The organism is Noviherbaspirillum humi, from assembly GCF_900188095.1.
In the GTDB taxonomy this organism is placed as follows: Bacteria; Pseudomonadota; Gammaproteobacteria; order Burkholderiales; family Burkholderiaceae_D; genus Noviherbaspirillum; species Noviherbaspirillum humi.
In genome coordinates this window covers 482,610-495,625 of record NZ_FZOT01000002.1, presented here as the reverse complement: position 1 = coordinate 495,625, position 13,016 = coordinate 482,610, and the positions used below count along the sequence as shown (strand labels likewise).

The 13,016-nt window shown below is 66.6% G+C and carries 11 protein-coding genes; 1 reads left to right on the top strand and 10 read right to left on the bottom strand.

The features are described from left to right. Positions 1–21 precede the first annotated feature (21 nt). On the bottom strand, positions 22–951 hold the full coding sequence (locus CHB88_RS05615) for a metallophosphoesterase family protein (RefSeq protein WP_245844755.1): 930 nt from the start codon (positions 949–951) through the stop codon (positions 22–24). A 119-nt stretch (positions 952–1,070) separates the two neighbouring features. Next, positions 1,071–1,526, bottom strand: a complete 456-nt coding sequence (locus CHB88_RS25510) for a hypothetical protein (protein ID WP_245844754.1) — start codon at positions 1,524–1,526, stop codon at positions 1,071–1,073. Positions 1,527–1,697: 171 nt separating this feature from the next. Here CHB88_RS25510 and CHB88_RS05605 point away from each other — a divergent pair, with 171 nt between their 5' ends. After that, positions 1,698–3,149, top strand: a complete 1,452-nt coding sequence (locus tag CHB88_RS05605; RefSeq protein WP_176442328.1) for an amidase — start codon at positions 1,698–1,700, stop codon at positions 3,147–3,149. A gap of 14 nt (positions 3,150–3,163) precedes the next feature. Here CHB88_RS05605 and pncB read toward each other — a convergent pair whose 3' ends face one another. The 8 genes from pncB to ompA all read right to left on the bottom strand — a co-directional run bounded on the left by pncB (position 3,164) and on the right by ompA (position 12,468). Beyond that, positions 3,164–4,357, bottom strand: coding sequence for a nicotinate phosphoribosyltransferase (gene pncB / locus CHB88_RS05600; protein ID WP_089398294.1), 1,194 nt, complete (start codon positions 4,355–4,357; stop codon positions 3,164–3,166). Positions 4,358–4,367: 10 nt separating this feature from the next. Further along, entirely contained in the window at positions 4,368–5,054 is a 687-nt protein-coding gene (pdeM, locus tag CHB88_RS05595; RefSeq protein WP_089398293.1) for a ligase-associated DNA damage response endonuclease PdeM, read from the bottom strand. 13 nt (positions 5,055–5,067) lie between these two features. Continuing rightward, positions 5,068–7,569, bottom strand: a complete 2,502-nt coding sequence (locus tag CHB88_RS05590; protein ID WP_089398292.1) for a ligase-associated DNA damage response DEXH box helicase — start codon at positions 7,567–7,569, stop codon at positions 5,068–5,070. After that, positions 7,566–9,185: an ATP-dependent DNA ligase gene (locus CHB88_RS05585; protein WP_089398291.1), complete on the bottom strand. Its 1,620-nt coding sequence runs from the start codon at positions 9,183–9,185 to the stop codon at positions 7,566–7,568. Before CHB88_RS05585 ends, CHB88_RS05590 begins: the two co-directional genes overlap by 4 nt. Continuing rightward, positions 9,178–10,227: a ligase-associated DNA damage response exonuclease gene (locus tag CHB88_RS05580; protein ID WP_089398290.1), complete on the bottom strand. Its 1,050-nt coding sequence runs from the start codon at positions 10,225–10,227 to the stop codon at positions 9,178–9,180. Before CHB88_RS05580 ends, CHB88_RS05585 begins: the two co-directional genes overlap by 8 nt. Before the next feature lie 61 nt (positions 10,228–10,288). Further along, entirely contained in the window at positions 10,289–10,963 is a 675-nt protein-coding gene (locus CHB88_RS05575) for an HAD family hydrolase (protein WP_089398289.1), read from the bottom strand. 36 nt (positions 10,964–10,999) lie between these two features. Continuing rightward, on the bottom strand, positions 11,000–11,695 hold the full coding sequence (ubiG, locus tag CHB88_RS05570) for a bifunctional 2-polyprenyl-6-hydroxyphenol methylase/3-demethylubiquinol 3-O-methyltransferase UbiG (protein WP_089398288.1): 696 nt from the start codon (positions 11,693–11,695) through the stop codon (positions 11,000–11,002). A gap of 113 nt (positions 11,696–11,808) precedes the next feature. Next, positions 11,809–12,468 carry an outer membrane protein OmpA gene (ompA, locus tag CHB88_RS05565; RefSeq protein ID WP_089398287.1) on the bottom strand — a complete coding sequence of 220 codons (660 nt, stop codon included), beginning with the start codon at positions 12,466–12,468 and terminating at the stop codon, positions 11,809–11,811. Positions 12,469–13,016: the final 548 nt, after the last annotated feature.

Here is a 13,016-nt window from a genome sequence, read left to right as displayed (position 1 = left end):
TCGCATTGATGTGCCTGTCGTTCAATGACAAAGGCCGACGCCCTCGTCGCTATAGCCCTCGTGACGCGCCGGCAGGAAAGTCCATTCATAGCCGGTATCCTTCAGCACCAGGCGCAGCACGCCATGGGTGTTGTTGTTGCGTTCTTCGGTGCCGTCCTGCGGCAGGCGCAGCGGGCTGAACTGGGCGCCGCCGGTGCCGACCACGAACTGCCGCATCCCGCGCCGGTCGTCGCGGCGGCCATCCGCGTCCAGCGGCGCGAAGCGCTCGTAATGATGATCGTGCCCGGCCAGCACCACATCCACGCCGGCTGCGTGCAGCGTGCGCCAGATCGCCTCCATGCGCGGATTGTCGCTGTGGCCGCCGGAACTGAAGCGGGGGTGGTGGAGGAAGGCGAGGGTGCAATGCATCGGATGCTGCGCCAGGTCTTCCTTCAGCCACGCCAGCTGCGCCTGCATGGCTTCCCCCTTGAGTTCGCTGTTGAGCGAGACCACATGCCAGCCGCCGAGGCGGAAGCTGTAATAGCCGCGCCGGTCCGGCCCGGCGGCGGCGCCGAAATAGCCGTAGTAGCCGGGCGCGCCGGCGGTGTAGTACTCATGGTTGCCGGGCGAGGGATAGGTGCGGGCCTTGAATCGGCCCCAGGTCGGCTCATAGCAATCGCGGAATTCCGCCAGCGTGCCGACCGGATAGGTGTTGTCGCCCAGCGTAAGCACCACCGCCTGCGGATCCTGGCGCAGGTGACGCAGGACCAGTTCCGACGTCTCGTAGGCGCCGCTCAGGTGAGGCAGGCGATAGCGGCAGTCGGCGATGTCGCCGGCGGCGTAGACCGTCACGCCGCTGCCTGGCAGCACTCCCGCCTGGCGCTGCGGCGGGGCGACGCAGCCAGCAAGCAGGGCTGCGGCGAACAGGAAGGCGGAAAGGCGCAACGGCATGGATGAGATGATGATTGGCATGGGCTCCTCGCGAGACTGGAACGCGACCCCTGTTGGGGTTGATGACACGCTCTTGGGAGCCAAAATGGTACAGGCGTTCCATGCGCGACGGCATGAAACGCCTGCGCCTGGAGCAAGCGTCAGAACTCATGCTCCTTGAAGGCGCGCTGGGCCCGCTCTTCCGCCGCCTTCAGCGCTGCTTCGGCGGTCGGATGGGTGCCCACCGGAATATAGGTCTCGGCCAGTTCCGGCTCGCGCGTCAGGCGCACGAAGACCTGCGCCTCGTAGGTGCCGTCCGGCAGCTGCGGCGCGGCGATGCGGGCGATGTGGGTGCCGCTCTGCAGCACCTTGCCCGGCGCGTCCGACTCGCCGGCGCCCATGATCGGCCTTTCCTCTTCCGGCCGCGGACGCTGGTTGGCGTAGTCCTGCTCCTCGATCACCTCGTGGCCGAACTGGCTGCCATCCTGCGGCCGGCCGACGTGCGGTAGCGGCACGTTGACTTTCTGGGTTTCCCTATCGATATCCTGCTGCGCCGGCGAACGTTCGCCGCTGCCGATATCTGCTTCATCGATGAAATGCTTTCTGTCTTCTGCCATGCGGGTCTCCTTGCGGCACGGGTGCCTTGTGGACATATCGCTAAGATGGCAAGGCGGCGGGATAGTTCTTTTCCGCCATCATGGCATTCGGCTTGCGATGCCGGTTTCTTGCCCCGCGGTTATGATGTTCGTTAGCCCCAAGATTCGGCGTCGGCGGCGGAACGAAATGTCATGGGCATTCTCAACAACAAGAAGGAGGCACCTACTGTGAACCAGGAAATCTGCCTGATGAGCGCCAGCGACATGGCGGCGCAAATCCGCGCCGGCCAGCTCTCCGCGCGCGAAGTCATGAACGCCCACCTGGCGCAGATAGCGCGCATCAATCCCCAGGTCAATGCCATCGTCACCCTGCATGCGGAGCAGGCGCTGCAGGAGGCGCTGGCGGCCGACGAGGCGCAGGCGCGCGGCGAGCCGCTCGGTCCGCTGCACGGCCTGCCGGTGGCGCACAAGGACTTGATCCTGACCAAGGGCATGCGCACCACCTTCGGCTCCAAGGTGCATGAGCATTTCGTGCCGACCCGCAGCGCCCTGATGGTGGAACGCCAGCAGCAGGCCGGCGCCATCAGCATCGGCAAGACCAACACGCCGGAATTCGGCGCCGGCTCGCAAACCTTCAACGCCGTCTTCGGCGCCACCCGCAATCCCTACGACCTCGGCAAGACCTGCGGCGGCTCCAGCGGCGGCGCGGCGGTCGCGCTGGCCACCGGCATGGCCGCGCTGGCCGACGGCACCGACATGGGCGGCTCCCTGCGCTGCCCGGCCAACTTCTGCAACGTGGTGGGGCTGCGGCCCTCGGTCGGCCGGGTGCCGCAGGTGCCGGCGCAGAACGGGTGGGCCAATCTTTCCGTGTCGGGCCCGATGGCGCGCACGGTGCAGGACCTGGCGCTCTATCTCTCGGTGATCGCCGGGCACGATGCACGAGACCCCATGGCCATCGCCCAGGACGGCACCCAGTTCCGCGCGCCGCTGGAGCGGGACTTCAAGGGTGCGCGCATCGCCTGGGGCCTGAACATCGACGGCATGCCGGTGGACGGAGGCGTCAGATCGGTGATCGACGCCCAGCGCGGCGTGTTCGAGCAGATCGGCTGCCGCGTCGAGGAAGCCAGCCCGAACTTCCACGGCGCGCACGAGGTATTCATGACGCTGCGCGCCCATGCCTTCGAGCAGCAGCTCGGCGCGGTGCTGGACCAGCATCCCGGCGTGCTGAAGGACACCCTGGCGTGGAACATCCTCGAAGGACGCAAGCTCAGCGGCCCGGACGTCGGCCGGGCGGAGAAGCTGCGCACCGCGCTGTTCGAACGCATGCACCGCTTCATGCAGGATGTCGACTTCCTCGTGCTGCCGGTGAACCAGGTGCCGCCCTTCCCGGTGGAGCAGGCCTACGTCACCGAGATCGACGGCGTGGCGATGGAAAGCTACATCGACTGGATGCGCTCCTGCTACTACATCACCGCCACCAGCCATCCGGCGATCTCGGTGCCCTGCGGCTTTACCGATGACGGCCTGCCGGTCGGGTTGCAGATCGTCGGCCGCCACCAGGGCGAGCTGGCGCTGCTGCAGATTGCGCATGCCTTCGAGCAGGCCAATGGCGCCGGTCGCCGGCGTCCGGCATTGCTCGGATAAAAGCCTTCGGATCGTCAGGCAGCCGGCGCCGGGTGATTGAACACCTGGCGCAGGTAGGCGAGGAAGGTTTCGTCGCGGGTGATGGTCTTGCCGGGCGAATCGGACAGCTTGGCCACCGTCTGGCCATTGCAGGACAGAAGCTTCATCACGATGTTGAGCGCCGGGATGCCCATGTCGTTGGTGAGGTTGGTGCCGATGCCGAAGCCGGTCTGGATGCGGTCGGCGAAATGCCGGTACAGTGAGAACGCCTTCGGCAGCGTCAGCGCATCGGAAAACACCAGGCGTTTTGTATGGGCGTCGATGCGCAGCTTCGCGTAATGCGTCAGCGCCTTCTCGCCCCATTCCACCGGATCGCCGGAATCGTGGCGCAGGCCGTCGAACAGCTTGGCGAAGTAGAGATCGAAGTCGCGCAGGAAGGCATCCATGCCGACCACGTCGGTGAGCGCGGTGCCGAGGTCGCCGCGGTACTCCTGCACCCAGTCTTCCAGGGCTGCCTTCTGGAAGTCGCGCAGGCGCACGCCGAAAGCCTGGAAGGATTGCAGGTATTCATGCGCCATGGTGCCGATCGGCACGATGCCGTGCTTCTTCGCCAGCCAGACGTTGGATGTGCCCTTGAAATGCTGGGGCACCTCGCGCGCCAGCGTTTCCACCACCTCGTCATGCCATTCGCCGGAGAAGCGCCGGCGCAGCCCGAAGTCGAAAAAGGAGAAGCTGTGCCGCCGCTGCGGCTCCCGCTCGAACTCCCGCAGCAGCGCGATCTTCTCCTGCAGGCGCTTGCGGCCTTCTTCCATCGCCGCTTGATGGTCGAAGCGCCGGAAGTAGAGCTCGTTGACGATGTACAGCACGTAGATCTCGAAGCCCATCACATGCACCTGCGGACCGATGGCGCGGATCACCAGCTTCTCGCCTTCGGCATGGACCCGGATGAACTTGCGCTGAAAGCGGAACACGGTGAGGAAGTCGACGAAGTCGCTCTTCATGAAGCGCAGGCCGCGCAGGTAGGCCAGCTCGTCTTCGCCGAAGCCGAGCGAGCAGAGATGGTCCAGCTCGCGGTCGATGTCATCCACCAGCTCGGCGAGCGGATAGGACGGGGTGTTGCGGCAGGCGAACTCATACTCGGCCTGCGCGCCGGGATGGCCGTGCAGCAGCGCCTGCCACATGGTGAACTTGTAGAGGTCGGTTTCGAGCAGGCTGCGGACGATGGGCATGGCGGTTCCTTCAGTCGATGGGCGTCGGCGATGGTAGCGCAAATACCCGGTCCTCGGCGGCCAGGAACAGGCGCTCGCCCGGCAGCGGCGTCACCGCATGGCCGCCGGTGAAGGCGCCGAAGGAAGGCAGCATGCCGCGCTTCGGCCCGAACAGGAAGCAGGGCAGGCGCAGCGAATCGCCGCCGGCGGCGAGCCGGAACACCGGATGCACATGGCCGGCGATCACATACGCCTCCTCGCGCTCTTCGGGATGGTGGCAGAACAGGAACGGGCCGACGCGATGCGGCTCGTCCACCACCTCGATGTCGAGCGAGGCTGGCGGATCGCCCGCATGGCTGTCATGGTTGCCGCGCACCAGGGTCAGCGCCAGCCGCGCATGCCGCTCGCGCCAGGCCTGCAGGGCGGCCAGCGTGGCCGGCGCCCGGCCGGCGCGCGCGTGCAGGAAATCGCCGAGGAACATCACTTCGTCGATGTCATGCGTGCGCAGCAAGCGGTCGAGCGCCTCCAGGTTCTGCAGCGTGGTGCCGGCCGGCACCGGCACGCCGCCGGCGCGGAAGGCGGCCGCCTTGCCGATGTGAATGTCGGCCACCAGCAGCATGCGCCGTGCCGGCCATAAAGCCGCCCGCTGCGGCAGCAACTGCAGCGTTTCGCCGGCGACGGCGAGTTCGGCATGGGGCGTGAGCGCAGGCGCGGGCATGGCGGCTTCCTTCTCAGCGCGTCCTCGCAGCGCGCTTCATGGGTCCGACCTCGGCCGCCTTTTCGAGTTCGCGCAGCATGCGCGCCACCCGGCCCGACAGCTTCTCGGTGGACAGCTTTTCGCGCAGCCTGTCGATCAGCAGCGGAAAGGCGAAGGGCGTGGCGCGGGCGATGGCATGCACGTCGAGCCGGCGCCGGCGCAGTTCGCGCAGGGTGTCGCGCAGCCGGCCGATTTCCAGTTCCTGCTCCAGCACCTCGCGCTGCGCCTGGTCGAGCAGCAAGTTGCCGGCGTCGTGCTGGCGGAACACCTGGAAGAACAGGCTGGACGATGCCTGCAGCTGGCGCGCGTTCTTGGCCTGGCCGGGCGGGCCCTGGAAGACCAGGCCGGCGATGCGGGCGATCTCGCGAAAGCGGCGCTGCGCCAGTTCGGTGGCGTTGAGGCTGGCCAGCACATGCGCCAGCAGATCGTCCTCGGAGAGCAGGGCGCCTTCCTCCAGCAGATGGCGCCAGGGCAGGTCCTCGGCGCAGAGCAGTTCCAGGCCGTAGTCGTTGACGGCGATGGAGAAGGTGGCCGGCTGCAGGCGGGCGACGCGCCAGGCGATCAGCGCCGCCAGCCCGACATGCACCGAGCGGCCGGCGAAGGGATAGAGGAAAAGATGATGGCCTTCGCGGCTGGCCATCAGCTCCGCCACCAGCGTGTCGCGCGTGGGCAGGGCCGACCATTTGGACTGCAGCTCCAGCAGCGGCCGCGCCGCCTGCATCTCGGCGCCGTCGAAGCGTCCCTGCGCCGCCTGCTGCAGCCTGTCCAGCATCGCCTCTGCCAGCTGCGAGGACAGCGGCAGGCGGCCGCCCTGCCAGCGCGGCACCGCCGCCGTCGAGCGGTTGGCGAGCCGGACGTAGGCGCTCATCTCATGGATGCGCACGAATTCCAGCACCCGCCCGGCGAACAGGAAGTGGTCGCCCGGCTTCAGGCGCGAGATGAAGGATTCCTCCACCGAGCCGAGCCGCTGCCCGCCGAGAAATTTCACCTGGATCGAGGCGTCGGCGACGATGGTGCCGATGTTGAGCCGATGGCGGCGGGCGATGGCCGCATTGGGCACGCGCCAGACACCCTGCTCGTCGGGCTGCACGCGATGGTATTCGGGGTAGGCGGTGAGGCTGGCGCCGCCGCGCGCGACGAAATCCAGCGCCCATTGCCACTCCTGCGCAGTCAGGTCGCGGTAGGACCAGGCGCCGCGCACTTCCTCATGGAGCGCATCGGCCAGGAAGCCGCCGCCGAGGGCGATCGTCACCAGATGCTGCGCCAGCACGTCCAGCGGCTTGGCCGGCGGCTGGCGCGACTCCACCTCGCGCCGGGCGACGGCATCGCGCGCTGCGGCGGCTTCCAGCAGTTCCAGGCTGTTGGTCGGCACCAGGCTGACGCGCGACACCTGCCCAGGCGCATGGCCGCTGCGGCCGGCCCGCTGCAGCAGTCGCGCCACGCCCTTGGCGCTGCCGATCTGCAGCACCCGCTCCACCGGCGCGAAATCCACGCCGAGGTCGAGGCTGGAGGTGCATACCACCGCCTTCAGCGCGCCGCTGCCGATGTTTTGCTCCACCCAGTTGCGGACTGCGCGGTCGAGCGAGCCATGGTGCAGGGCGATCAGGCCGGCCCAGTCGGGACGGGCGTCGAGCAGGCTCTGGTACCACTGTTCGGCCTGGGCGCGGGTATTGGTGAACACCAGGGTACTGGCATGGCGCTCGATCTCGGCGATCACCTGCGGCAGCATCTGCATGCCGAGATGGCCGGTCCAGGGGAAGCGCGAAGGCTGCGGCGGGATCAGGGTGTCGATCTCGATCGCCTTGCGGGTTTCGCCCTGCACCAGCAGGCCTTCCGGGCCGATCAGGGCATTGCGCGCCAATGCCAGGTTGCCGAGCGTGGCCGACAGTCCCCACACCACCAGTTCCGGGTTCCAGCGCCGCAGCCGCGCCAGCGCCAGCTGCACCTGCACGCCGCGCTTGCTGCCGATCAGCTCATGCCATTCGTCGACGATCACCATGTCGAGCGAGCGCAGCTGCTGCTCGGCGTCGGCACGGGCCAACATCAATGACAGGCTCTCCGGCGTCGTCACCAGCGCCGGCGGCAGAGTCTTCGCCTGGCGCGCCCGTTCGGAAGACGAGGTATCGCCGGTGCGCTGGCCGACCCGCCAGTCCGGGATCAGGTCGGGCAGCGGTGCCTGCAGCGCCCGGGCGGTATCGGCGGCGAGCGCCCGCATCGGCGTGAGCCACAGCACCTGCAGCGACTTGCGCTTGCCGGGCGGCTTGTCGAGCGCCCGGGCGAGGGCGGCGAACCAGAGGGCGTAAGTCTTCCCGGAGCCGGTGCCGGCATGCAGCAGGCCGGAGCGGCCGGCGCGGGCCGCGTCCCAGACCTCGCGCTGGAAGGGAAAGGGCGCCCAGCCGCGCGTGGCGAACCAGGCGACGAGCAGTCCGGCCGGATCTTCCGGATGCGGCGTGGCGGAATGCGGCAACGTGCTCATGCGTTCAGCATGCCCTTGAGCGTGTCCAGGGTATCGGCTTCCTCGATCGGCTTGTCGTCGCGGATGCGCAGGATGCGCGGAAAGCGCACCGCGATGCCGGCCTTGTGGCGCGGCGAGGCGGCGATGCCTTCGAAGCCGATCTCGAACACCATGCTTGGCTTGACGCTGCGCACCGGGCCGAACTTCTCCACCGTGTTGCGGCGTATCCAGTTATCGATGCGGCGGATTTCCTCGTCGGTGAGGCCGGAGTACGCCTTGGCGAAGGGCACCAGCCGGCGCTCGCCGGCCTGCTCGTCCCAGACGGCGAAGGTGTAGTCGGTATAGAGCGAGGCGCGGCGGCCGCTGCCGCTCTGCGCGTAGATCAGCACCGCATCCACCGAATACGGATCGATCTTCCATTTCCACCAGGTGCCGACATCCTTGGTGCGGCCGACGCCGTATTCCGCCTCCATGGCCTTCAGCATCAAGCCTTCCACCGAGCGCGAGCGCGAGCTTTCGCGCAGCTGCGCCAGCTCGTCCCAACGCGTCGTCCGCACCAGCGGCGACAGCTTCAGCGCCGGATGATCGATTGCCGCCACCACTTCCTCCAGCAGCAGCCGGCGCTCGGCCTGGGTCTTGCGGCGGATGTCCTCGCCCTCCAGCTCCAGCAGGTCGTAGGCCACCAGCACCGCCGGCAGTTCGGCCAGCAGCTTGGCCGACAGCGTCTTGCGGCCGATGCGCTGCTGCAGGGCGGAGAAGGGCGCCGGCATGCCGTCCTGCCAGACCAGGATCTCGCCGTCGATCACCGTGCCGTCGACGGCCGGGATGGCGGCGATCTCCGGGAAGCGCTCGGTGATCAGGTCTTCGCCGCGCGACCACAGCCAGGTGCCGCCCTCGCGCCGCACCAATTGGGCGCGAATGCCGTCGTACTTCCATTCCGCCTGCCAGCCGGCGATGTCGCCCAGCGTCTGCGGGTCGGCCTGCAGCGCATGGGCCAGGAAGAAAGGATAGGGCTGGCCGCCGCGCTGCGCCTGCTCCTGATGCGAAAGCGGCGCGATCAGCTGGAGATAGCGCTCGCCGGTCGGATGCACCCGGCCGTCGGTCCAGCCCATCAGCCGCTGCGCCACCAGCTTGGCATCGACGCCGGCCAGCTCGCTCAGCGCCCGCGTCACCAACAGGCGCGAGACGCCGACGCGGAAGGCGCCGCTGATCAGCTTGAGGAAGAGGTAGCGTTCCTGCGGTTCCAGCTCGTTCCAGTAGTTGAAGAGGGCGGCGCGGATGGCTTCCGGCGCGCTGCCGCGCAGCGGCGCGATGCGCTGCTCCATCCATTCGGCCAGGCCGATGTCGCTCTGGTGGCTGGGCGGCGGCAGGATATGGGCAATGGTCTCGGCGAAGTCGCCGACGGCGTCGTAGCATTCGTCGAACAGCCATTCGTCGATGGCGGCGAACTCGATCGCGTACTGGCGCAGCAGCTTGGTCGGCACTAGCTGGCGCGGCTTGCCGCCGGCGAGGAAGTAGACCGCCCAGGCGGCATTCTCCGGCGCCGCCGCGCCGAAATAGCGCTTCAGCGCCTGCAGCTTGCGGTTGGTGGCGGTGGTGGCGTCCAGCTCGGCGTAGAGGCGGGCGAATTCACGCATCGTCCGCTCCGGCTTCCTGCGTGGTCTCCTGCGCCGCGCCTGCTTCCGGCGCTGCGTCGTCCTCATCGCCGTATTCGGTGTCGAAGGCGCCGGCATCCAGGCCGTTCTGGCACAGCCAGCGCACCATCACGCCGACCTGGCCATGGGTGACGACGACCCGCTCCGCCCCGGTGGCTTTGATCGCCGCCATCAGGCCGGGCCAGTCGGCATGGTCGGAGAGCACGAAGCCGCGGTCCACCGCACGACGCCGGCGCGCGCCGCGCAGCTGCATCCAGCCGCTGGCGAAGGCATCGCTGTAGTCGCCGAAGCGCTTCATCCAGGGCGATCCGGCGGCCGAGGGCGGGGCGATCACCAGCGCCCGCTTCAGCTCGGCCTTGTCCTTGATTTCAGTGACGAGGCGGGTCGGCGGCAAGGCGACGCCGGAAGCCCGGTAGGCGCGGTTGAGCGGCTCCACCGCCCCGTGGCAGAGGATGGGGCCGATGCTGGGATCAACGCCCGCCAGGATACGCTGGGCCTTGCCGAACGCGTAGCAGAACATGACGCTGGCGCGGCCTTCCTCCGCATTGGCGCGCCACCAGTCGTTGATGTCGGTGTACAGCGTTTCCTGCGGCTGCCAGCGGTAGATCGGCAGGCCGAAGGTCGATTCGCTGATGAAGGCATGGCAGCGCACCGGTTCGAAGGCGGTGCAGGTCGGATCGGGGCCGGTCTTGTAGTCGCCGGACGCGACCCACACCACGCCCTGGTGCTCGACCCGCACCTGGGCCGAGCCCAGCACATGGCCGGCGGGGTGCAGCGAGATGGTCACGCCGTTGTGCACGATGCGCTCGCCGTAGGGAAGGGTGTCGAGATGGATGTGGCCCAGGCGTGCCCGCAGCACGCCTTCGCCCTCCGCCGAGGCGAGATAGCGGCCGTGGCCGACGCGGGCATGGTCGGCATGGGCGTGCGTGATCACCGCACGTTCGACCGGACGCCAGGGGTCGATGTAGAAATCCCCTGGCACGCAATACAGGCCTTCGCGGCGGGCGACGATCAGATCTTTCATGCGCTCTCGATGAGGGCGCCGGCTCTCATGCCTGCCTCCGGCCGGCGCCGGTTGGATGGATTTACAGGCTGCTTCTGATCAGACCAAGGATGTCGAGCGGAGTTTTCGCGATCGCGTCGGCTTCCCAGGTCACCGGCTCCGACTTGCCGCAATAACCCCAGGCGGCGGCGACGGTCGGCATGCCGGCGGCGCGGCCGGCCTGGATGTCGCGCAGGTCGTCGCCGACGTACCAGCAGTGTTCCGGCGCCAGGCCGAGGCGGCGCGCCGCTTCGAGCAACGGCTCCGGGTGCGGCTTGGAATGCGGCGTGGTGTCGCCCGATACCACGCAGCCGGCATGCAGCAGGCCGATCAGCGGCACCAGCGGATCGGTGAAGCGGGATGCCTTGTTGGTGACGATGCCCCAGGCCAGGCCATGGCCGTCGAGCGCCGCGAGCAGTTCGCCCACGCCGTCGAACAGGCGGGTATCCACCGCCAGGGCACCGGCATAGGTATCGAGGAAGTCGACCTTCAATTCCTCGAAGCCTTCGTCCCCGGGCGCCAGCCCGAATGCGGCGCCGATCAGGCCGCGGGCGCCGGCCGATGCCACCGGGCGCAGGATGTCATACGGCGCCGGCTCCAGGCCGCGCTTGATGCGCACCCGGTTCATGGCGCCGGCGAGGTCGGGCGCGGTATCGGCCAGGGTGCCGTCGAGGTCGAACAGAATGGCGCGCGGCGCCGGTAGCGGCTGAGAAGACATGCTGGGCAATCGTTGAGTGGGCGGGATGCAATCCGGTCAGGCGGGCCGGGTGCAGGCGATCATGTAGTTGACGTCGGTATCCTGGTTCAGGGAATAGACCCGGGTCAGGGGATTGTAGGTCATGCCCTTGATGGCCGCGAGTTCCAGACCGGCGTTGCGCACATGCTGTGCCAGTTCGGCCGGCTTGATGAACTTGGCGTAGTCGTGCGTGCCGCGCGGCAGCAGGCGCAGCACGTATTCGGCGCCGATCACCGCGAGCAGGTAGGACTTGGGATTGCGGTTGATGGTGGAGAAGAACACATGGCCGCCGGGCTTGACCAGGGTGGCGCAGGCGGCGACCACCTTGGCCGGATCGGGCACGTGCTCCAGCATTTCCATGCAGGTGACGACGTCGTACTGGCCGGGCTCGCGCGCCGCCAGGTCTTCCGCAGAAACCAGTTCATAGCGCATCGGGATCTCGGCCTCCAGGCTGTGCAGGTCGGCCACCTTTAACGCCTTTTCCGACAGGTCGATGCCAGTGACAGTTGCACCCTTGCGCGCCATGGATTCGGCCAGGATGCCGCCGCCGCAGCCCACGTCCAGCACCTTCTTGCCAGCCAACGGTACCCGGGCATTGATCCACTCCAGCCGCAGCGGATTGATTTCATGCAGCGGCCGGAATTCGGAATTGGGGTCCCACCAACGGTGGGCGAGGTCACTGAATTTCTTGAGTTCGTTGGGATCGGCATTCATGGCCAGAATGATAGCGGGTCTGTGCGGGTTTTGCTCCCGCCGCATTGGGACAAAAGCGGTACGGCAGGCGAAAAAAAACCCCGCCGAAGCGGGGTTCATTTCGAATGCGTCGATTACTTGTTGCGGGTACCGACGACTTCGATTTCAACGCGGCGGTTCTTGGCGCGGCCAGCGGCGGTCTTGTTGTCAGCAACCGGCTGCTTCTCGCCCTTGCCTTCGGTGTAGACGCGGTTGGCTTCGATGCCCTTGGAAACCAGGTAGGACTTCACTGCCTCGGCGCGACGCACGGACAGCTTCTGGTTGTAGGCGTCGGTGCCGACGGAGTCGGTGTGGCCAACGGCGATGATGACTTCGAGGTTCATGCCCTGCAGCTTGGAGACCAAGTCGTCCAGCTTGGCTTTGCCGTCGGCTTTCAGAACGGCCTTATCGAAGTCGAAGAAGGTGTCGGCAGCGAAGGTGACTTTCTCGGAAACCGGAGCCGGAGCAGGTGCGGGTGCCGGAGCAGGTGCGGGTGCCGGAGCAGCAGCCGGGGCCGGAGCAGCGGCGCGAACCAGCTCGCCGTCGCAGCCAGGAACGGCGTCAGCCGGAGTCCAGGTGCCGGTCCTCCAGCAGAGGCCGAACGGATCACGAGCTACCACGCCGCGAGCGTCCTGCAGGTAGGTGCTGTTCGGGGTCCGGGCCATGACGTCCTGATTCGCCGCTGCCTGTTGCGCCGATGCCGAGAAGGACACTACTGCGGACGCAGCAAAGACGAGTTTTGCTAATTTATTCATATTTTTCCTCTTGGTTGGAGAGATCCGCAGATGAACTGCGCAACAAATAACAAACTTCAAAAATAGATACTACCACATGCTATTAGAACATCTTTGAATAAGGTTGTTCTGATGCAATGATGTTTGACTAACACCATTCTGCCATAGCCTTGATTTAGAACGAATTCGAGCTGCAAGAGCTGAGCCTGTTTTTAATCTTCTGTTGTGACTTTGCAACGGAAAATTAAAAACAAGTAGCTTTTTCCGAAATTCTATTTAGGCACTAAATGCCGAAAAAATGGCAGTTACTAAAAGCTAGGCGACGGCGCCTATTCCCGCAACGTGCAAAGCATCGGTAGCGGAAAGTTTATCATGGGAAAGTTTTGTCGCCGAGCCTTGTTGTTTCATTTTCAATAAATCGACTCGACTGCCAGCTTCATCCCTCAGTTCAAATCTTCATGCCCAAACCTTCAGAGCCAATGATGAGTTTTAACGGGTAGTTATTGATTTATTGGAGGAATTTAGACTTTTATTCCGCTGGGCTGCCGGCACGCTGGCTGGCTCCCATG